General features: G+C 50.8%; 16 protein-coding genes. 5 read left to right on the plus strand and 11 right to left on the minus strand.

Annotated elements, in window-relative coordinates:
• Window positions 1-81: 81 nt before the first annotated feature.
• The 10 genes from NSS64_RS06435 to NSS64_RS06480 form a co-directional block, all read right to left on the minus strand.
• A complete protein-coding gene (locus NSS64_RS06435) occupies window positions 82-1,239 on the minus strand; it encodes a YncE family protein (RefSeq protein WP_341139608.1) in 1,158 nt (385 codons plus the stop codon).
• Between the two features lie 34 nt (window positions 1,240-1,273).
• Window positions 1,274-2,434: a YncE family protein gene (locus NSS64_RS06440; RefSeq protein WP_341139609.1), complete on the minus strand. Its 1,161-nt coding sequence runs from the start codon at window positions 2,432-2,434 to the stop codon at window positions 1,274-1,276.
• Window positions 2,435-2,646: 212 nt separating this feature from the next.
• Window positions 2,647-3,834, minus strand: a complete 1,188-nt coding sequence (locus NSS64_RS06445; RefSeq protein ID WP_341139610.1) for a YncE family protein — start codon at window positions 3,832-3,834, stop codon at window positions 2,647-2,649.
• Between the two features lie 336 nt (window positions 3,835-4,170).
• Window positions 4,171-5,319 carry a YncE family protein gene (locus tag NSS64_RS06450; RefSeq protein WP_341139611.1) on the minus strand — a complete coding sequence of 383 codons (1,149 nt, stop codon included), beginning with the start codon at window positions 5,317-5,319 and terminating at the stop codon, window positions 4,171-4,173.
• 30 nt (window positions 5,320-5,349) lie between these two features.
• Window positions 5,350-6,519, minus strand: coding sequence for a YncE family protein (locus NSS64_RS06455; protein WP_341139612.1), 1,170 nt, complete (start codon window positions 6,517-6,519; stop codon window positions 5,350-5,352).
• A gap of 275 nt (window positions 6,520-6,794) precedes the next feature.
• Complete coding sequence (locus NSS64_RS06460) at window positions 6,795-7,925, minus strand: YncE family protein (protein ID WP_341139613.1); 1,131 nt, start codon at window positions 7,923-7,925, stop codon at window positions 6,795-6,797.
• Window positions 7,926-8,164: 239 nt separating this feature from the next.
• Window positions 8,165-9,334: a YncE family protein gene (locus NSS64_RS06465; RefSeq protein ID WP_341139614.1), complete on the minus strand. Its 1,170-nt coding sequence runs from the start codon at window positions 9,332-9,334 to the stop codon at window positions 8,165-8,167.
• A gap of 183 nt (window positions 9,335-9,517) precedes the next feature.
• On the minus strand, window positions 9,518-10,348 hold the full coding sequence (locus NSS64_RS06470; protein ID WP_341139615.1) for a carbohydrate ABC transporter permease: 831 nt from the start codon (window positions 10,346-10,348) through the stop codon (window positions 9,518-9,520).
• On the minus strand, window positions 10,348-11,220 hold the full coding sequence (locus NSS64_RS06475; protein WP_341139616.1) for a carbohydrate ABC transporter permease: 873 nt from the start codon (window positions 11,218-11,220) through the stop codon (window positions 10,348-10,350). The genes NSS64_RS06470 and NSS64_RS06475 overlap by 1 nt, the downstream gene beginning before the upstream one ends.
• 92 nt (window positions 11,221-11,312) lie before the next feature.
• Window positions 11,313-12,650, minus strand: a complete 1,338-nt coding sequence (locus NSS64_RS06480) for an ABC transporter substrate-binding protein (protein WP_341139617.1) — start codon at window positions 12,648-12,650, stop codon at window positions 11,313-11,315.
• 193 nt (window positions 12,651-12,843) lie between these two features.
• Between NSS64_RS06480 and NSS64_RS06485 the strand changes: the two genes are divergently transcribed.
• Together NSS64_RS06485 and NSS64_RS06490 are read left to right on the plus strand one after the other, a co-directional pair.
• Complete coding sequence (locus NSS64_RS06485; protein WP_341139618.1) at window positions 12,844-14,640, plus strand: sensor histidine kinase; 1,797 nt, start codon at window positions 12,844-12,846, stop codon at window positions 14,638-14,640.
• Between the two features lie 17 nt (window positions 14,641-14,657).
• A complete protein-coding gene (locus tag NSS64_RS06490) occupies window positions 14,658-15,428 on the plus strand; it encodes a response regulator transcription factor (protein WP_341139619.1) in 771 nt (256 codons plus the stop codon).
• Between the two features lie 210 nt (window positions 15,429-15,638).
• Here NSS64_RS06490 and NSS64_RS06495 read toward each other — a convergent pair whose 3' ends face one another.
• Window positions 15,639-16,469, minus strand: coding sequence for a helix-turn-helix domain-containing protein (locus NSS64_RS06495; protein ID WP_341139620.1), 831 nt, complete (start codon window positions 16,467-16,469; stop codon window positions 15,639-15,641).
• 121 nt (window positions 16,470-16,590) lie between these two features.
• Here NSS64_RS06495 and NSS64_RS06500 point away from each other — a divergent pair, with 121 nt between their 5' ends.
• The 3 genes from NSS64_RS06500 to NSS64_RS06510 are packed head-to-tail and all read left to right on the plus strand — an operon-like array spanning window position 16,591 to window position 20,762.
• A complete protein-coding gene (locus tag NSS64_RS06500; RefSeq protein WP_341139621.1) occupies window positions 16,591-17,733 on the plus strand; it encodes a DUF2264 domain-containing protein in 1,143 nt (380 codons plus the stop codon).
• A gap of 38 nt (window positions 17,734-17,771) precedes the next feature.
• Window positions 17,772-19,583: a hypothetical protein gene (locus NSS64_RS06505; protein WP_341139622.1), complete on the plus strand. Its 1,812-nt coding sequence runs from the start codon at window positions 17,772-17,774 to the stop codon at window positions 19,581-19,583.
• A 42-nt stretch (window positions 19,584-19,625) separates the two neighbouring features.
• The gene (locus NSS64_RS06510; protein ID WP_341139623.1) at window positions 19,626-20,762 is read left to right on the plus strand and encodes a glycoside hydrolase family 88 protein; all 1,137 of its coding nucleotides are present in this window, start codon (window positions 19,626-19,628) and stop codon (window positions 20,760-20,762) included.
• Window positions 20,763-20,765 lie beyond the last annotated feature (3 nt).

The raw sequence follows: 20,765 nt of genomic DNA on the forward strand, positions 1-20,765 counted from the left end.
TTAAGACTTTTGATTCAAAAAGAGCAGCGATAATCCATTTATTGGACATCCGCTGCTCTTTTGTTAGTGCGCCCAGCACTGTCAGGATTGATTGCTATAACCGGAAATAACATTTCTTATTTGGATATTATCGGTGCTTATGGGACTCATCGGGATAGCGGGCAGGGGCCTTACAGTTGCCAGATCAATCGGGCGAACGGTTTTGAATAACCCCACATAGGCCTTGGTGTCCGAGGAAAACGCCAGATCACCGACGGACGGCAGTCTGACTATCGGGAAATTGGTACCGGTTGAAGTGTAGAATTGAACTCCGGCTACCGGTGTAGTGGTGGGTTGTATGGTGATGCCAACATATTTTTGATTACGGGAATAACGAATTTTATCCTGGCCCTTGTAGCTATCAATATCTAAATAATAATTGTAAGTTACGTTTCCTTCTTCATCAACGGCCAGGTCAGTAATTTCTTTAATAATACTTTTTCCTTCGTCTGTGGTACAAAATAACTTTTTGTTGTCCAGGTATACGCCGGATACCGTATTGTCCAGCAGACTTGTCATAACCGGCTTGCCAATTTTATCATCTGTATGAACAAGCATCCCGGGAGTTCCCATTGTGACTTGGGTGTGCCCATCCGGATGAACAGCCAAGGGGTTGAGCCCCTCGTAAAAGGTTAACCCCATTTCCTTGCCATACGGATAAGCGATGTCCTTCTCGAGGGAAATGGCGACTACATAATCCTCACCATCTGCAACTTTACAGGCAGCATAGACAAAGTTGCTGTTCTTATTGCTCGCAAAAGCAAAGGGCTTGCCTGGACCTACATCCACCTCTTTTGTAATGCCATGCGTGGAGGTATCGATAATTACAACTGTTTTTTCACCGGAATTGGCTACATACAGTTTACCGCCCAGAGGAGAGGCGAGGATAGCAACAGGGTAGGAGTCATTTGTATCGCCGATGTGATAGGAAGCCAGAATGTCAAAAGTATCTGTATCAAAAACGGTGACCGACCTGCCTTGGCTGCTTAGTACATAAAGCTTCTTTTCTTCGACATCTGTGCACATAGGGCCAGGGTCGAAGCCAGCGATAACAGTTCGGATGATTTCATCGCGAGCAGGATCAATAACGGCGATATACCCGGCAACATAATCATACACATAACTAACATAGACGTAAGGATTGCCTGAGGATCTCCTTCTGTTTGCCATTTCTTTTGTTTTTGCATTGTTTGTGTTCATGGATGAATTCCTCTTTTCTTGTAGTTGTATCTTGTTAGGATTGATTGCGGTAACCGGAGATAATATTCTTGACTTGAACTGGAGTAGTGTCATAAGAACCAATCGTGATAACGGGCAAGGCCGTCGCAGTTTCCAGATCGATCGGACGGATCGCTTGTAATTCTCCCACATAGGCCTTGGTGTCTGAGTAAAAGGCCAGATCGCCGACAGAAGGAAGTGAGACGTACCGGGACTGGGTACCGGTTGAATTGTAAATTTGAAGTCCCGCCCTCGGGAGAACAGTGGGCTGTATGGTGATGCCTATATACTTTTGATTGCGGGAAAAACGAATTTTATCCTGCCCTTTGAAGCTGTTAATATCTTTAAAATCATCATAGCTTATTTGTCCGTTCGGACTAACAGTGAGGTCAATAATTCGTTTCAGATAGCTCTTTCCTTCTTGCGAGGTACAAAATAACAATTTGTTATCCAGGTAGACTGCGGATACCGTATTGTCCAGTAAACTTAATGTGGTAGGCTGGCCTTTCACATCATCATCAAAAAAACAAAGGATACCGTTAGTTCCCAACGTGATTTGGGTGTTTCCATCCGGGGAAACAGTCAAGGGGTTGCGGGTCTCATCAAAGGTAAGATTAAGTTCGTTGCCATACTGATAGCCAATGTTATCCTCAATGGAAAAGGCGACAATGTAATCGCGTCCATCGGCAACCCTGCAGGCGACATAGACAAAGGAGCTTTTCTCATTGCTCGCAAAGGCGAAAGGCTTACCTGAGCCCACATCCACTTTTGTTGTTACTTTATCCGTTTTGGTATTAATAATCGTTACGGCTCTATCATTGAAATTGGCTACATAGGCTTTGTCGCCGTAAGGGGCAACGAAGACCGCAGCAATACCGGAATTTGTGAACTGATCATTGCCAACGAATATGGAAGCGAGAATGTCAAAGTTATTCGTATCAATGACGGTGACCGTATCTGAGCCGGTATTCACCACGTAAAGCTTTTTTTCTGTTGGATCCATAGCCATAGGGCCAGCATTGGCTTCTACCGGAATTCGTCTTTGCAACTGATCATTTATCGGATCAATTACAGCGACATGTCCATATAGAGAGTGAAGATTATAAGTAACGAAGACGTAAGGACTTCCTGAAGGCATGCTCCTTCTCTTGTTTGTATTTGCCTTGTTCGGGCTCATGGATGAAATCCCCTTTCTTATGGTTCTGCTATAGGTTATTCATGGATTTCCCGGTCAGAACAGCCAGAACAATAAAAACATCCAGTCAGCCCAGTAAAGCCACTTAGAGTTCCTGGACATATGTTGAGACTGCTCAAAAAAGCTGCCCCCAAGCCTTTATCGGCTTGAAGAGGCAGCTTCGCTTTTACGGTCTATGATCAATAGGATTGCTGTTATTGGGATTGATTGCTATAACCAGAAATAATATTCTTGACGGTGACATTATTGTTATTTGAATGCCCAAGCGGGATAGCGGGCAGGGCCGTTGCGGTTGCCAGATCAATCGGACGAACCGAGGTCAGTTCTCCCACGTAGGCCTTGGTGTCTGAGAAGAACGCCAGATCGCCGACAGAAGCAAGCGAAACAAACTGGGATGTGCCACCGTTAACATTGTATATTTGCAGACCACCTTCCGGGAAAGTAGTGGGCTGAATAGTGACGCCAATATAGCCTTGCGTACGCGACACACGAATTTTATCCTGGCCTTTATAACTGGGGACATCTGCAAATTTATCAAAGGTGATGTTTCCCTTCCAATCAACGGTCAGGTTAGTAATTCGTTTCAGAATGGCCTTTTCTTCTAACGTGGTACAGAATAATAATTTGTTGTCCAGGTAGACCCCGGATACCGTATTGTCCAGCACACTTGACGTGTTGGGCAAGCCGATTTCGCCATCTCCAAAATAGGTAGCCATGCCGATCGGTCCAAGCGTGACTTGAGTGTCTCCGTCCGGGTGAACGGTCAGGGGGTTGTGGGACATGTCAAAGGTAAGTTGAATATCCCTGTTATACGGAAAAGGATGGTCATCTTCAAGGGAAATGGCGACAACATAATCTTTTTTATCGGCAACCTTGCAGGCAACATAGACAAAGCTGCTTGCCTCATGGCCCGCAAAGGCGAAAGGCTTACCTTGGTCGCCTAGGGTTACTGGGCCGCCTGGGAAGATATCCACATTTTTTATAACCGTATCCGTGAGCGCATCTATAATCGTAACGTTCTGATCTCCGGAATTGGCTACATACACTTTATTACCGTTAGGAGCAGCGAAGATAGCAACAGGATTGGTATTTGAGCTGCCTAGAGTGCCAACGCGAACTGTTTTGAGAATTCTAGAAGTATCTGCATCGATGATAGTGACTGAATTCGAGAGGGTATTAACTACATAAAGCTTCTTCTCTGCGGGGTCCATACACATAGGGCCAGGGTTGAAGCCCACTTTAATCCGTTTGATAATCCGATCTTCAACCGGATCAATAACAGCCACATATCCAATTAGATTGTCAAGTTCATAAGTCACATAGACGTAAGGATCGCCTGAAGGTAAATTTCTGTTGTTTGCCTTTGCCTTGTTCGGATTCATGAATGAAATCCCCTTTCTTGTGTTTCAACCTCTTGGACTCGCCGGGCCCGGCAGACAGACAACCGGATGGGCAGGCGCGCCGGTTTGGATCCGGATACCGCATCAGGTTGTCTACTGTATGTTATGTCTGAATGCTCCGGCCCGAATAATCCGAATGTCCAGTAAGGCCACAAAAAGGCGTGTGTTATCCCTTAATTGCCCTGTGCTAAGCCCCTTAGCAATGTATTTTCGGCAAAAAAAAGCTGCCCCCAAGTCCATTTCGGCTTGAAGAGACAACTCTATTGTAACGCTAAATGACCAAAGATTTGGCTGCTATGCTGTTATAATGATTGCTTGCTAACCGGAAATAATATTTTTGACATTGATCCGAGTGTCGGTTGCAAACCCAATCGGGATAGCGGGCAAGGCTGTTGCGGTTGCCAGGTCAATCGGACGAATCGCGCTCAGTTCTCCTACATAGGCCTTAGTATCTGAGTAAAACGCCAAATCGCCGATAGAATCAAGTGCAACGAACCAGGACTGGCTACCGGTTGGGTTTAAAATTTGCAGACCACCCGTAGGGAAAGTGGTGGGCTGTATGGTGACGCCAATATACTTTTGATTGCGTGACACTCGGATTTTATCCTGGCCTTTGTGACTGGGGATTTCTGAAAAAGTATAGTCACCTTGTATCTGCCCTTCCATATTAACCTCTAGGTCAATAAATTGTTTCAGATAGCTTCTTCCTTCTTGCGTGGTACAGAATAGGTATTCGTTGTCCAGGTAGACTGCAGATACCGTATTGTCCAGTAAGCTGAACGTAGTGGGAACGCTTAATGCAAAAATATCAAGATAACTAAGCAAACCGGTAGTTCCAAGCGTGACTTGGGTGTGTCCATCCGGGTGAACGGTTAAGGGGTTGTGAATCCCGTCAAAGGTAAGCTCATATTCGTTACCATACTGAAAAGAGGAGTTGTCGTTAACGGAAATGGCAACAATATAATCTTTTTTATCGGCAAGCTTGCAGGCAACATAGACATAAGAGCTATTCTGATTGCTCGCAAAGGCAAAAGGCGTACCGGGGCCCGCATCCACATTGGTTATAACCGTATCTGTGTGGGCGTCAATTATCGTTATGCTATGATCTACTGAATTGGCTACATAGACTTTATAACCATTAGGAGCAAAGAATATTTCAACAGGCTCGACATTTGCGCCAATGAGAGTGCCAACGCGAACGGTCTTGAGAACGTTAAATGTATTCACATCAATGACAGTAATCGTATTCCCGTGAGTATTCACTACATACAGCTTATTCTCTACGGGATTCATGCACATAGGACCAGGGTTCATACCCACCTGAATCCGTTTGATAACCTTATCTTCAACAGGATCAATAACAGCGACATATCCAATGAAATAGTCAAGTTCATAAGATACATAGACGTAAGAATCTCCAACTGGAAAATTGTGGATATTGTTTGCCTTTTCCATGTTCGGATTCATGGATGAAATCCCCTTTCTTGTGCTCAGGGCCTATGTTGATTGATTGCTATAACCGGAAATAATATTCTTGACTTTGATACGAGTGTCGGTTGCGAACCCGATCGGGATTGAGGGCAGAGCCTTTGCGGTTGCCAGATCAATCGGACGGATGGCGTTCAGTTCTCCCACATAGGCCTTGGTATCTGAGAAAAATGCCAGATCGCCGATATAAGAGAGTGGAACTAACCAGGAACTGGCACTGCGTACATTATAGATTTGCAGGCCACCTGTTGGTAAAGTAGTGGGTTGAATGGTAACACCAATATAGCCTTGCGTACGTGAGACACGAATTTTATCCTGGCCTTTGTAACTGGGAACATCTGCAACTTTATCAAAGGTGATGTTTCCTTTCCAATCAACAGTTAAGTCAGTAATCCGTTTCAGAATGGCTTTTTCTTCTTGCGTGGTACAGAATAATAATTTGTTGTCCAGGTAGACTCCAGATACCGTATTGTCCAGCACACTTGATGTGTTGGGCAAGCCGATACTATCATTTCCAAAATAGGTAGCCATGCCTATAGGGCCAAGCGTGACTTGCGTGGCTCCGTCCGGGTGAACGGTCAAGGGGTTGCGGGCCTCGTCAAAGGTAAGCTCAATTCCCTGGTTATACGGAAAGGCGTGGTAGTCATCTTCAACGGAAATGGCGACAACAAAATCTTTTTTATCGGCAACCTTGCAGGCAACATAAACAAAATCACTATTCTCATTGCTCGCAAAGGCAAAAGGCTTGCCTGGCTTGCCGGGGATGATATCCAAATTTGTTATAACCGTATTCGTATCGGTATCAATAATCGTAACGTTCTGATCTCCGGCATTGGCTACATAGACTTTGTTACCATAAGGTGAAGCGAAGATAGCAACAGGATTGGTATTTGTGCTGCCAACATTGCCAACGCGAACGGTTTTGATAATGTTAAATGTATTCGTATCAATGATGGTGACCGAACTCGAACGGGTATTAAGTACGTAAAGCCTTGTTTCTGTGATATTAGTGCACATAGGGCCAGGGTTGTAGCCCACTTGAATCCGTTTGATAACCTTATCTTCTACAGGATCAATAACAGCGACATACCCGATTTGATAATCAAGTTCATAAGACACATAAACGTAAGGATCGCCTGAGGGCAAATTCTTGCTGCTGTTTGTCTTTTTCGGATTCACGGATGAAATCCCCTTTCTTGTGGCTCTACCTGATGGACTCGCCGGGCCAGGCGGACCGACAACCAGGATGGGCAGGCGCGCCAGATAGTATCCGGATGCCTCATTTGGATGTCTGTTTTAGGTTATGCATATATTTTCCATACAGAACAACCAAAACGTCCAGTCAGTCCACAAAAAGGCATGTGTAACAAAAAAGAATCTGCTCAAATAACAAGAGCTGCCTCCAAGTCCATTTCGACTTGAAGAGACAACTCGAACATTCATACTAATATACATTAGGAGGTTTGATTGCTATAACCGGAAATAACATTCTTCACTCTGAAGTACGTTGTCCCTATGACGATTGGAGGGAGAGGTCTTGCAGTGGCCAGATCAAAGGGAGTAACATGGTTAAATCCTCCCACATAGGCTTTGGTGTCTGAGAAGAATGCAAGATCGCCAATGGAAGCAAGCTCAACAAACCGGGAGCTTAAATTATCTGCATCAATAATTTGCAGACCACCCAGCGGGGAGTTACCCGGTTGAAAAGTGACTCCGATATACTTTTGACTAGGCGAAGTGCGAATTTTATCCTGATCCTTGTAACTGGGAATTTCTTTGTAATCATCATAGGTGATGTTATAATTCTCATCAATATCCAGGTTTCTGAATAATTTCAAAAAGTCCCGTTCTTCTCGCATCGTGCAGAATAACAAGCCATTGTCCAGATAAACCCCGGATACTGTATTGTCCAGCAGACTTATCGTATTTTCGATAATATTACCAGTAACAACATAAGCAATAAATCCAATATTTCCAATATCAACCAGTTTATCTCCATTCGGGTGAACGGTCAAGGGGTTGTGGGTCTGATCAAATACAGGTCCCTTAATGGTAAGGAGCAGATATTCATCACTATTAATGATAATCATCGTAGTAAAATCTTCAAACGGAGGAATTCCCTTGCAGGCAATATAGACGTAGGGGCTCTTCTCATTGCATGCAATGGCGAAAGGCATGCCGTAGTTCTTCAAAGGTACAGATCCAATTACTTTAAGATTGATGGGATCAAAGACCGTTACGCTGGGTTCTCCATAGTTAGCTACATAGCCTCTTTTGCCGCTAGGCTCTATGAGGATAGCAACAGGTTTATTACCAACTGGAATTCCGCCTAAAGGGCGAAAGTCATCCGTACTATAAACTAAGACTACATTCCCAAGGCCATCTGCCACGAAAAGCTTATCCCCAGAGGGATTCAAACACATTGCGGTAGGATTGCGGCCGGTCGTAATCCGTTTGATGATCTCATCGGTAGTAGGATCAATAACAGCGATATACCCAGCATTGCTAGTTACATAAGACACATAGACATAAGAAACGCCGCTCCGTGTATTTCTGCTGTGCTGTGCGGTTTGATTCATATTCATAGATAAAATCCCCTTTCATGCAGCTCTATTTAGTGGACTCGCCGGGCCCGGCGGACGGGACAAGCGGATGGGCAGACGCACCGGTCCTGTGCCTTGATGCCGTATCAGGTTGTCTGCTGTAGGTTATGTCTGGATGCTCCGGCCCGAATAGTCCTAATGTCCAGTAAGGTAAAAAAAAGAGCTGCCCCCAAGTCCAGTTCGACTTGAAGCGACAGCTCAATTTTTATACTAAATGTGCATTACAAGGATTGATTGCTATAACCGGAAATAATGTTCTTCACGTTGACGCGGTCTGAGGGACTTGTGCCAATCGGAATAGCAGGAATGGGATTACTTGGATTTCCCAAATCAATCGGTTGAATCGAAGTCAGTTGTCCTACATAGGCAATGATGAAATCGTAAAGTGCTAAATCACCGACATAAGGGAGCGGAACAAACCGTGAACTAGCAGCGTTTACATCGTAAATTTGCAGACCACCTGTCGGGAAAGTGGTGGGTTGAATGGTGATGCAAATAGTATTTTGATCACTTGAAACACGGATTTTATCCTGGCCTTTGTAGCTAGGAATTTCTGTGAATTGATCATGGGTGATGTTTCCTTGCTGGTCCATGAACAGGTTGTTGAATTTTTTCAGATAGGCTCTATCTTCCCGCGAGGTGCAAAATAACATTTTGTTATCCAGATAGATCCCGGATACCGTATTGTCCAGCATACTTGAAGTTTTGGACGGACCAATTGTAAGTTGTTCAAAATGAGTCAGCATGCCAGTCTGCCCAAGTGTGACCAGCTCCACTCCGCCTGGGTACACGGTCAAGGGGTTGTGGGTCCCGTCAAATTCAAGCGGAGTATCATCCCCAACTGGATGGGCGGTATCATCGTCAACGGAAATGGCGACAACCTTGCCTTTATCATTATCTTTAGACTTACATGCAACAAAGACAAAGAGACTGTTCACCTTACCGGCAAAGGCAAAAGGGTAGCCGCTTCCGCTAGGCAAATCCACTTGCTTAATAACCGTATCTGTGACGGAGTCAATAATTGTAACGGCCCTGTTACCCGAATGGGCTACATAGACTTTGTTCACGTTAGCAGCAGCGAAGATAGCAACAGGAGCGCTAGAGGTGGACGAAGAGCCAATGTGAAGGGTTTTGATAACGTTAAAGTTATATGCATCAATGATAGTGACCGAATCATTGCCCGTATTTACTACATAGAGCTTATCCTCACTTGGATTCAAGCACATAGGACCAGGGTTAAGGCCTACCGGAATCCGTTTGGTGACCTTATTGTATACAGGATCAATGACAGCGACGTAGCCAAAATAATAGGAAAGTTCATAACTCGCAAACACGTAAGGATTAAAATTTGATGCTAGATTTCTTCTGTGGTTTGCTATTTTTGTATTCATAATTAAAAACCCCTTTCATGTGCTTCTGGCTCATGGACTCGCCGGGCCCGGCGGACAGACAACCGGATGGGCAGGCGCGCCGGATTCTCCCGGAAGCCTCATCAGGTTGTCTGCTGTATGTTATGTCTGAATGCTCCGGCCCGAATGATCCAAAGTCCTAGAAAGCCACAAAAAGGGCAGAGGTTACCCCTTCACCGCTCCCGCCGTAAGTCCGCTGACAATGTACTTCTGGCAGAAGATATACAGGATCAGTACGGGGAGGGAGGTTAACACCAGATCCGCAAAGATCAGGTTCCAGTCCCGGCTGTATTTGCCGTAGAAATTGTATACCGAGAGCGGCATCGTCCAGTCCGAGCTGTCGGTCAGGAAGTAGAGCGGGATGGTGATATCGTTCCAGACGGACATGAACACCATAATCGCTACGGTGGCGTTCACCGGGACGATCAGCGGGGTGACGATCTTGAAGAACACATCGAAGGTATTCGCCCCCTCCAGAAAAGCAACCTCATCCAGCGCCTTCGGAATAGACCGGATGAATCCGCTGTACAGGAACACGCTGAACGCCGTGTTGAGCGAAGCGTAGATCAGGATGACGCTGGTGATGCTGCCATAGAAGCCCATCCATTGCACAACACGGATCGTGGTGATGGTGGACATCGGCGCAATCAGGCCCATGAAGAAGAACATATACAGGAAATTCGACCACTTGGTCTCCCGGCGTACCAGAATGAAGGAGGCCGCCGACGAGGTGAAGATGTTCAGGATGGAAGATACGCCGGTAATCAGCATCCCGTTCAGGAACGCCCGTCCCAGACCGCCTTCCTTGAATACAGTCGTATAGTTGGAGAACTTCCACTCCTCCGGGAGCCGCAGGGAGAACTTCAGCACCTCGGAGCTGGTCATGAAGCTGCCGAACAGCATAATCAGGAGCGGGAGAATTATCAGCAGCGAGGCCAGAATCAGCAGCCCTTCGACGATATAGTTGCGCCAGGCCATTTTACGGGAAAAGCTCATTACTCCGATACCTCCTTACGCCGCATGAAGATCAGCAGGGGAATGGCGATGACAGTTACAGCAGCGAACAGCAGGGTATTGACGGCTGTGCCCAGCCCCCAGCTGCCTTCCCCGAACGAGCGGAGGATGATCGTTCCGACCACCTGGGAGGCATTGCCCGGCCCCCCGCCGGTGAGTACGAACACCTCGGAGAATACCTTGAGGCCGCCGATCAGGGTCAGCATCAGATTGATGTTGATGGCAGGAAGCAGCAGCGGAACCGTGATGCTGCGGAAGCTGCGCCAGGAGCCGGCGCCGTCGATGGTGGCGGCTTCATAATACTCTTTGGAGATCGACTGGAGTCCGGCCAGGTAGATCGCCATTTGGAAGCCGGTATGCTGCCAGATGGACACGAAGGCAACTGTCCAGATGACAAGAGCCGGATTGGTCAGCCAGGCCTGGCTCAGCGAAGGCAGACCCACAGCTTCGAAGATGCGGTTAATCGTTCCGTCAGAGCGCAGCATGGGCGTGAACACAATGCTGATTACGAGAACACTAAGAATCGACGGGGAGTAGAAAATCGCCCGCAGCAGGTTTTTGGATTTCAGCTTCATGTTCAGACCGACCGCAAGCGCGATGCCGAGCAGATTTTTGCCGAGAACGGTAACGATGGCGAAGATCGCTGTATTTTTCATCGCAAGCAATAGCGTTCGATCTGTGAAAATCCGTTCGAAATTGTCCCAGCCGATGAACTTAACCGCTTCTCTGTCCAGCCGCCAGTCGGTGAAGGAATAGAAGAGTCCGATCAGCGCGGGCAGCACGAAAAAAATTGAATAGATCAGCAGCGCAGGCCAGATTAGATAATATGAGTATAGCTTCTTGGATACGTTCATCTCTTCACACTCCTATATAGCCCAGGACAGAATAAAGCCCTGGCCGGACTCTATTCTGCCTGCTGTATGGTTAATCAGATGGGATACTTGATTTAAAAGCCTTCTGCGCCTTTGTCCTTCATCAGCTGGCTGAATTTCTCATCCCAGGCCTTAAGTACGCCCTTGGCGTCCAGACCGCCGGCGAATTCATCCTGAAGCAGGCGGTATAGCTCGCTGCGGTCCACGATCATATAAGCATCGGTAGTAAGCGTAGTCTTCTTAGGCGTGATATATTGATCGACAATTTCCTGCTTGTATTCGGGAAGCGTCGGTGTTGTGACATCACTGAAGTTGGAGACGGAGCCTTGGCTGTCGACCATTTTCTGGGCAACCTCTTTGGTGGCGAGGAACTCCAGGAATTTCTTCGCTTCATCCATATGCTTGGCTTTCTTCGGAATGAACAGCTGGCCGCCCAGCGGGCTTGCACCGAGATTGGCATCTTCAGAGGAAGGGATGGCGAACAGGCCCAGATGCACATTCGGGTCCTTCTCGGCCACGTTCACGATCAGCCAGTCGCCCATGAACATCATCGCCGTTTCCTTGTTCAGGAATTTGCCCACGGCCATATCGTAGCTGTCGCTGAGAATGTCTGTGTTGGTGTAGCCTTTCTTGTAGACCTCGTATTGCTGGTCCAGGAAGGTGGCGAATTCAGGGACATCGGACCACTTTTTGCGGCCGGCATTAATGTCCTCGAACAGGGATGGCTCATTCTTGGCTGCCCAGTCAGCAAAAGCTGCTGCCGGCCAGATATTCGCCGCCCAGTTATCCTTGAACGGCATGAACACCGGCGTAATGCCGCTGGCCTTGATTTTCTCGCACACGGCCAGGAATTCCTCGTAGTTCTTCGGAATGCTCAACCCCAAGTCCTTGAAGATATCCTTGTTATAGACGACTCCCTGCATCCCTGTATCCTGGCTGTAATGGAAGCTGTAGACATGATCGTAAGCAGAGAGCACATCCTTGTTCAGCAGCCGGCTCACCCAAGGCTCATTATCGAGAATCTCGAAATTCCGCTCCAGATTCAGGTCCGTGGTCGCACTGGCGAGATTATATTGAATCAGATCCGGCACCTCGTCAACGGCCAGCTTGGTCTGGAGTACCGTGGCAGTCTGCTCTGCGGGAAGTAACTGGAGATTGACTTTGATGTTGGTTTTCTGCTCGAATTCATCCAGCACATCCTGGGCCACGAACGCTGAATCCTGCGAGCTTTTGGAGATGGCCAGCTCGATGGTTACCTTTTTGCCGTTGCTGCTGCCTCCGCTGTTACCGCCTCCGCTGTCCGTTGCCGCAGCATTGCCCTTACCTGAATTGTCAGAGCCGCATGCCGCCAGCGTTAAGGTCATGATTCCAGCGAGCAGGCCTGTCGCGATTTTCTTCATTTGCTTACTCATGTGATCGCCCCCGTAGTGTATTTTCTGTGAACTGAATCCGTTTACATTGCCCATTATAGAATGAGGAGAGCACAAGGTACATGTTTGTACTTGACACTTTCTGTGTAATATTCTGAACTCCGGGGATGGCTTGTCATTTCGCCCGATTGGTTGTAAAGTAGGCAGCATCCTAAGGTTCAGGGAGGGCTCGGGCTTGGCTACTATTGTTCAGAAATTACGCGGAGGCAGGGTTCAGGCCAGTCTGCAAACGAAATTCTTCTTCACCTTCATGCTGCTCCTGCTGATTGTGCTGGGCTGCTTCCTGGTCTACGTGAATTATATGGTGATCCAGCCGCTCAAGGACAAGACGGAGAACGAAATGAAGCGGGCGGCTGTCCAGGTCAGCGACCAGCTGAACCTGTATATCAGTAACCAGAACCAGCTCTCCCAGCGGATTCTGTCGAACAAAGAGGTGTTCACGCTGCTGTCCGCAGGTGATTATTCGCAGCTCACCCTCGAAGGGCTGACCCGGAGCCGCCGGCTGAAAGACATCATGTTCCAGGCGCTGGGGCCGAGTCTGAACATTGAGGATATGATGATCTATGATCTGACAGGGGAGCGGGTGGCATCCTATATCGGATATGCGGATAGCCCGGCTTCGCTCAGGCCGTTTCTGGAAGAGAGCAGCAACCTGCCGACCTGGAATGCAAGCGGTTACGCGCTGTACCGGCAGGGGGCGGATGCCATCTCTTTTGTGCGGGCGATCAGGAACCAGAATGGTCAGGTGTTCGGCTATCTGGCGGTGCAGCTCGACCAGCGGTATTTGAACAGATCTGCTGCGGGCCTGGCGGGCGGCAAGGTCTATATTATGGATCAGGACCAGCGGCTGGTCTCCAGCTCTCCGGCATTGCGGGAAGGGGAGAAGGTCCCCGAATTCGCAGCGTCTCCCTCTGAATCTGCAACAGCTAACGGAATCTATCTAAGCAGCGGCCAGAACTATGTGGCTTACCACCGCTCTGCTGAGACGGGCTGGACTACCTACGTGGTGAATCCCAGGAATGTGGTGCTGGGCCCGGTCAATTCGGTGAAATACCTCTCCATTCTGCTGATCACCGCGCTGATTCTGTTCTCGTTCATCTTCATCTACTTCTCGACCCGGAACCTGCTGCTTCCGATCCGCAAGCTGCGCAGCCAGATTCTGCGGATGAACTACAGCAACCTGAATATGAAGACGGGCCCCCGTACCCACAACAATGAGCTGATTCAACTGAATAGCGCTTTTCAGGAGCTGCTGGAGCGGCTGCAGGAATCCATCGAACGGGAAAAGCTTGCGCTCCACGAAGAAGTGAAGTCGCGGAATTCCGCCTTGCAGGCCCAGATCGCCCCCCATTTCATCCACAATGTCCTGTATCTGATCAGTATTGCCGCCCAGGAAGGGAAGAATAGCGTAGTGACGGAGATGTGCAAGCATCTCTCGGACAGCCTGCGCTATATTGTGTCCTCCCCTTATCAGCATGTGACATTGACGGAGGAGCTGAAGCATACCCGGCATTATTTGTCCCTGATTCAGCATAATTTCGAGGACGACCTGGAGTGGGAGATTGACGGGGACGGGGGCCTTGAGCGGATTGAGCTGCCCCGGCTGGTGATTCAGCCGTTCGTGGAGAATTGTATCGAGCATGCTTTTAAGAATACGGACCCTCCTTGGAGGATTGAGGTGCGGGTGAAGGTATATAACGGCCTGTGGGCCATCGAAATCCGGGATAACGGAGAAGGCTTCGCGCCGGGCAGGATCAGGGAGATTCTGGACAATATTGAGGACTCGGATTCCGGGGTTAGCGAGCTTCGGCATGATACCTCAGGAATTGGGAATATGGGGATTGTGAATACGGTGAACCGGCTGAAGCTGATGTACAGGAACCGGCTGTTCTTCAACATCTACAACCACTTGGGCGGGGAAAAGGGTGCCACGGTCCAGATTATCGCATCTATGAGTAAAGACTTCTACTAGAACCGGGAGGGACCGCTATGTATACCGCTATCATTGCAGAGGACAGCAAGCCGATTCTGCGGAATATCGAGGCTCTTTTGCAGTCTATGGAGCTGCCTGTCCGTATATCCGCCACCGCCTCGAACGGGCTGGATGCCCTGGAATACATCAAGGCTAACCCGGTGGATATCCTGCTGACCGATATCCGCATGCCCAAGCTGGACGGGCTTGCGCTGATCGGGCAGTGCAGGCAGGTGAATCCGGCGCTCAAGGCGGTGCTGATCAGCGGCTACAGCGACTTCGAGTATACGCGCAAAGCGCTGAATCTGCAGGTATTCGATTATCTGCTGAAGCCGGTGGAGCGGCAGCAGCTTGCCGAAGTGATGCAGCGGCTGGTCGCCCATCTGCAGGAGCAGGAGGGCAGCAGAATAGGTTTGCCGGAGGGAGCGATCTCTGCCGGGCAGCAGCGGCCTAAGAGCAGCGAAGAGCTGTTTAAGCAGCTGGAGCAATATGTACAGGAGCAGCTCTACGCTCCGCTCTCCATTACCGAGGCCGCGCTTAAGTTCCATGTGAGCCCTTCCTATGTCAGCCGGATCTTCAAGCGCTATTCGCACCAGACCTTCGTGCATTACAGCATGCGGCTGAAGATAGCCGAAGCCTGTCGGCTGATCGCGCTGAGGCCGGAGCTGAGGGTGAAGGAGCTGTCGGAGCTGCTGTCCTTCGGCGACCAGCATTATTTCTCCAAGGTGTTCAAGGACTATACGGGCGTAAGTCCTACGGAGTATAGGGGAGGGGAGCGGGGTTACTAACAAAAAGCAAAAAGAAGTGGAGGGGAAATTTGGAACTGAAGGAGCGATAGCGACCGCCTTTGTATTTGGATTTCTACCGCGAAGAGCGGTTCTAATCAAGGAATCTAAATTGGGCAGCGGCCGGAAGTCCAAATGTTCACCGCAGTGACGACGAAGCTTCGAGTTATATCGTTCATTTTACGGCAGCGCTGCGGATAGGCGCTGCCGTCTTTATTTGCCGTATTTTCCCGGCGGGATGCCCGTGATGTTCTTGAAGGTGCGGATGAAGTTGGCATAATCATTGAAGCCGGACAGGTAGCAGGTATCGGACACGGAGTTGCCGGCGGACAGAAGCTGCTTGGATAACGCGATCTTTTTGAGCAGGACATAACGGTAGATGGTGCCTCCGGTCTGCTGCTTGAACAGGTGGCTGAGATAGTATTTATCCAGGCCCAGCTCCCCGGCGATGTGATCCAGCGACAGATTCATGTGCAGGTGGTTGTCGATATAGCTCATGGCAGATTGAATATGGGAAGAGATGATGCTGGGCACGGCAGCACGGGAGCGGCTGTACAGCTCGTTGACCAGCACCAGAATCTGAATCAGATACGTCAGGGCCAGCACCTCGCTGCCGTACTGCTTGCGCTCCAGGGCTGCAATCAGCCGGGAGGAGAGGTCGGTATACTCTGAGAGCAGCGGCTCCTCCATCCGCGCCAGGTTATTCTCCCCGGGCTGGCGGTTCTGGAAGCAGGCCAGCAGATTCGTGGTCGCCGTACAGAACGGGTAGACCAGCGGGGCTTTGAAATGAATGGTCAGCCGTTTATAAGGCTCGGGGGACCGGTTGATGATTTTATGAATCTCATGATTATTGAATAACAGGACGTCGCCGCGCTCCAGCGGATAGCTGTACTGGTCCACGAAGCCATTCACGCTGCCGCCGAGGAACAGGAAGATTTCATAGTGGTCATGGATATGGAAATCCTTCGTCGGAGAGATCGGAGAATTGCCGATACCGGCCAGAATATCGCCGTCGAACGTTTCATAATACCGGGCATGCTTCATTGTCACTGCCCCTTTCATGTTGATCACAATATACGCAATATTTCATCACTATTCGCAAAGACATTGCAATAATACCACAATACACTAGAGAAGAAGAATACCTGAGAGGGTGGAACTAGGGATGAGTGGGATAGAACAGCGTAAATACTGGCTGGATACGATGCTACGGATTGGAATGCCGGTCCTGGAGGCGCTCTCCGCGCGGAAACTGAAAGAACAGTTACCTGCGGAGTTTCATAGCGAGCGCAGCCAGTTTGCGCATCTGGAAGCTTTTGCAAGGCTGGCTTGCGGAATGGCTCCCTGGCTGGAGCTTCAGGGGCTTGAGGGTGAAGAAGAGCAGCTGAGGGCCCGTTATGCCGGGCTGATGCTGGAAGCAATTGCTGCGGCGGTCGATCCGCAGTCGCCTGACTATATGGAATTCAAGACCGAGGGCCAGCCGCTGGTCGATGCGGCATTTCTGGCCCATGCTCTGGTGCGGGCACCGAAAGCGGTTACAGCCCGGCTGGACACACGGGTCAAAAGCAATCTGATTGCGGCGCTCAAGCAGACGCGGCGGACCGCCCCCAGCGGCAGCAACTGGCTGCTGTTCAGTGCGATGGTGGAAGCAGCCTTATACCTGCTGGACGACCCGGAGTATGACCGGATGCGGGTGGGTTATGCGGTCCACATGTTCATGGACTGGTACAAGGGTGACGGAGTCTACGGGGACGGGAAGGACTTCCACTGGGATTATTACAACAGCTTCGTGATTCAGCCGATGCTGTTGGATGTGGTTACCCTTTTCGAACAGGAGAATGAGGAGTATGCCCGGCTTAGACCCTTGGTCCTGCAGCGGGCGCAGAGATACGCATCTGTGCTGGAGCGCAGCATCGCCCCGGACGGAACGTATCCGTTCCTTGGGCGTTCTATCGTTTACCGGTTCGGGGCATTTCAGCTGCTGTCGCAGGCGGCGCTCCAGCATCTCCTGGAAGACTCGCTGCCCCCGGCCCAGGTGCGCTGCGCTTTGACCGCTGTCATTAGCCGGATTATGCAATACCCGGGCACGCTGGATGAGAACGGCTGGCTGCAGCCGGGGATCTACGGCTATCAGCCGGAGCTGGCCGAGAGCTACATTAATACGGGCAGTCTGTATCTGTGCGCTGCTGTTTTCCTGCCGCTGGGGCTGCCTCCGGCTGACCCCTTCTGGTCGGGAGAGGACATGAAATGGACGGCCCGGAGAATCGCAGACGGCGAGAATGTGATGCGGGACCATGCTTTGGAATAAGGGATACAGACACAGCGAACAGGAGAGGGAGCTTAGGCATGAACATACAGGAACTTAAGGCAATCGTAGAGAACATGAAGCCGGCAGATCTCAGCTTATATTATCCGCAAGGAGATTCGGCTGCTTTTTGGAGAGAGGCGGCATCTTCTAAAGTTTTGCAGGCCAGTATCAGTGAGATTCGTGCAGAGGCACGGAGGCTGGAAGGGCAGCCTATACCGCTGCTGTCGTATCGTTTGTTTACCCTTTTCCGGCAGACGGGGTCGAGACTGGAGTATGAGCGGCCTTATTTTGAACGGAGAAGAAGACTGAATACGTATGTGTTCCTTAGTCTGCTGGAGCCGGAGAACGCAGCAGCTCTGGAGCAGCTTACAGATATTCTATGGGCGATCTGCGATGAGTACACATGGTGCGTTCCCGCCCATCTTCCTGAGAAGCATGAGGCTGCTGAGATCAACCGCCATATCGATCTGTTCTCCTCCGAGACGGGCTTTACCTTAAGCGAATGTCTGCTGCTGCTCGGAGAGCGACTCCCGCTGCTGCTCCACTCCCGGATACGCAGTGAGGTGGAGAATCGAATCTTCCGGCCGTTCCTTGCGCATGGCCCTTATTTCTGGGAGACTTCGACTCACAATTGGGCGGCGGTCTGCGCAGGCTCTGTCGGGGCGGCTGCACTGCTGCTTGTGAAGGACAAGGACATGCTGGCGGAGATCCTGCTGAAGACAGAGAGCAGCATGAATTATTATTTGCAGGGCTTCGGGGCAGACGGGGCCTGTCAGGAAGGGCTGGGCTACTGGAATTACGGGTTCGGCTATTTCACTTATTACAGCGATCTGCTCCGTGTAAGGAGCGGAGGCACGCTGGACTGGTTCAAGCAGGAGAAGGTGGCACAGATCGCCCGCTTCCAGCAGCAATGCTTCATAGACGGCAGCTATGTCGCTAATTTCTCCGATTCCGTGCCCCGGGTGCGGGTGCATATGGGACTCTCCCATTATCTGGCGGACGTCTATCCGGATGTCCTGCGCCCGCCTTCTGCGCTGCGCGCCCCGTTCACGGAGGATCATTGCAGCCGCTTCGCACCGGCGCTGCGCAATCTGATCTGGACAAGAGCCGGAGAGGAGAAGGAGTCGTGGGAGGCAGGCAGCAGCTATCTGCCCGATGCAGCCTGGCTGGTAGCACGGCATATCTCCGCTGCCGGCGCCTTCGGCTTCGCGGCCAAGGGCGGCCATAACGACGAGCCGCATAATCATAATGACCTGGGCCAATTCGTTCTGAGCGGCCGGGGGGAGATCTTCGCGGCCGATCTGGGCAGCGGTGAGTACACGGCGGACTATTTCGGTGCCGGCCGTTACGGCTATGACTGTAACGGGTCGCAGGGCCACAGTGTGCCGATTATTGACGGCCAGTACCAGGGGGCAGGACGGGAGTTCGAGGCAACGGTGCTGCATGCATCGGCAGCGGAGGCGAAGGATGAGCTGATGCTGGAGCTGGCCCGGGCATACCCGGTAGCCGGACTGCAATCCCTGGTCCGTTCGCTGGTCTGGCATAAGGAGGAGCTGCCCCGTCTGGAGCTGACAGACACTTACCGCTATGACGGAGCTCCGGCAAGCTGGACGGAACGGTTCGTAACGTGGCGCAGACCGGAGCTGACGGGTTCAGGGCACGTACTGCTACCGGGTGCCGAAGGCCACGGCGTTCAGGTGACCTACGATCCGCAGATCGTCCGGCCGGAGATTACCGCACATGTGTACCAGGACCACTATGGCCAGGACAAGGTGTGGCATAGTCTGGACTTTCAGGTTCTCCAGCCCGGGGCGGAAGGCGTATTGGTGTTTACTTTTCAATTTCTGTAGATGACGGCAGGCGTATACCATTCAGATAAAGGCGGGATTCAAATGAGCAGAACCATAGATCAGACATGGGTAGATGAGGCTTGGAGTAAGGCGCTGGAGAAGACGAGAACGAACAGTATCAGCATCGGGGCGGAGTTCCCGCATGCCAGCCAAGGCGGCAAGTATGTACTGGAAGTGCCGAGCTGGTGGACTGCCGGCTTCTGGCCGGGCATGCTCTGGCAGCTCTACGCAGGGAGCGGCGATGAGAGCCTGAAAGCGGTAGCCGAGCGCTGCGAGGAGCGGCTGGATGAGGTGCTGGACGGCTATGTGAAGCTGGACCATGACCTGGGCTTCATGTGGCTGCTGACCAGTGTTGCCAATTACAAGCTGACGGGCAGGGAAGAATCACGGGTTCGCGGGCTGAAGGCCGCCAACTATCTGGCCGCCCGCTTCAACCTGAAGGGCCGCTACATCCGGGCCTGGAATCCCTGGAGAGAAGGCGAGGACAACAGCGGGGTCGCCATCATTGACTGTAGCATGAACACCAGCCTGTTGTTCTGGGCCTCCGAAGTCACGGGAGACCCGCGTTACCGGCATTTCGCGGAGGCACATATGGATACGGTGCTGGAGCATTTCATCCGGCCGGACGGCTCCGTCTATCATATTGTCAACTTCAACCCGGAGACGGGCGAAGTGGCAGAGAAGCTGGGCGGACAGGGCTATGCGCCGGAATCGGCCTGGTCGCGCGGCGCGGCTTGGGCACTATACGGGCTGGCGCTGGCCTATCACCATACGGGCAAGCTTAGCTACCTGCATGCGTCCAAGCAGGTTGCGCATTTCTTCCTGACCCGGCTGCCGGAGGATCAGGTGCCGCATTGGGATTTCCGCGCTCCCGGCGATGTTGGCGAGATTCGCGATTCTTCGGCCGGTTCCTGTGCGGCAAGCGGTCTGCTGCTGCTGGCCGGGCTGGTGGAAGAATCAGAGGCTCAAGTCTACCGAAACGGGGCGCTTAGAATCACGGAATCTCTCTACCGCAATTATGGAACTTGGGACAATCCCGCCGAACAGGGGCTGCTGCTTCACGGTACCAGTAACTTTCCTGAGGACCGGAACATCGATGTGCCGCTGATCTACGGGGATTTCTTCTATGTCGAGGCACTGGCCCGGATTAAGGGAGCAGGCCCGTTCTATTGGGAGTAGGAG

The organism is Paenibacillus sp. FSL H8-0122, assembly GCF_038005345.1.
Lineage (GTDB): Bacteria > Bacillota > Bacilli > Paenibacillales > Paenibacillaceae > Paenibacillus_AQ.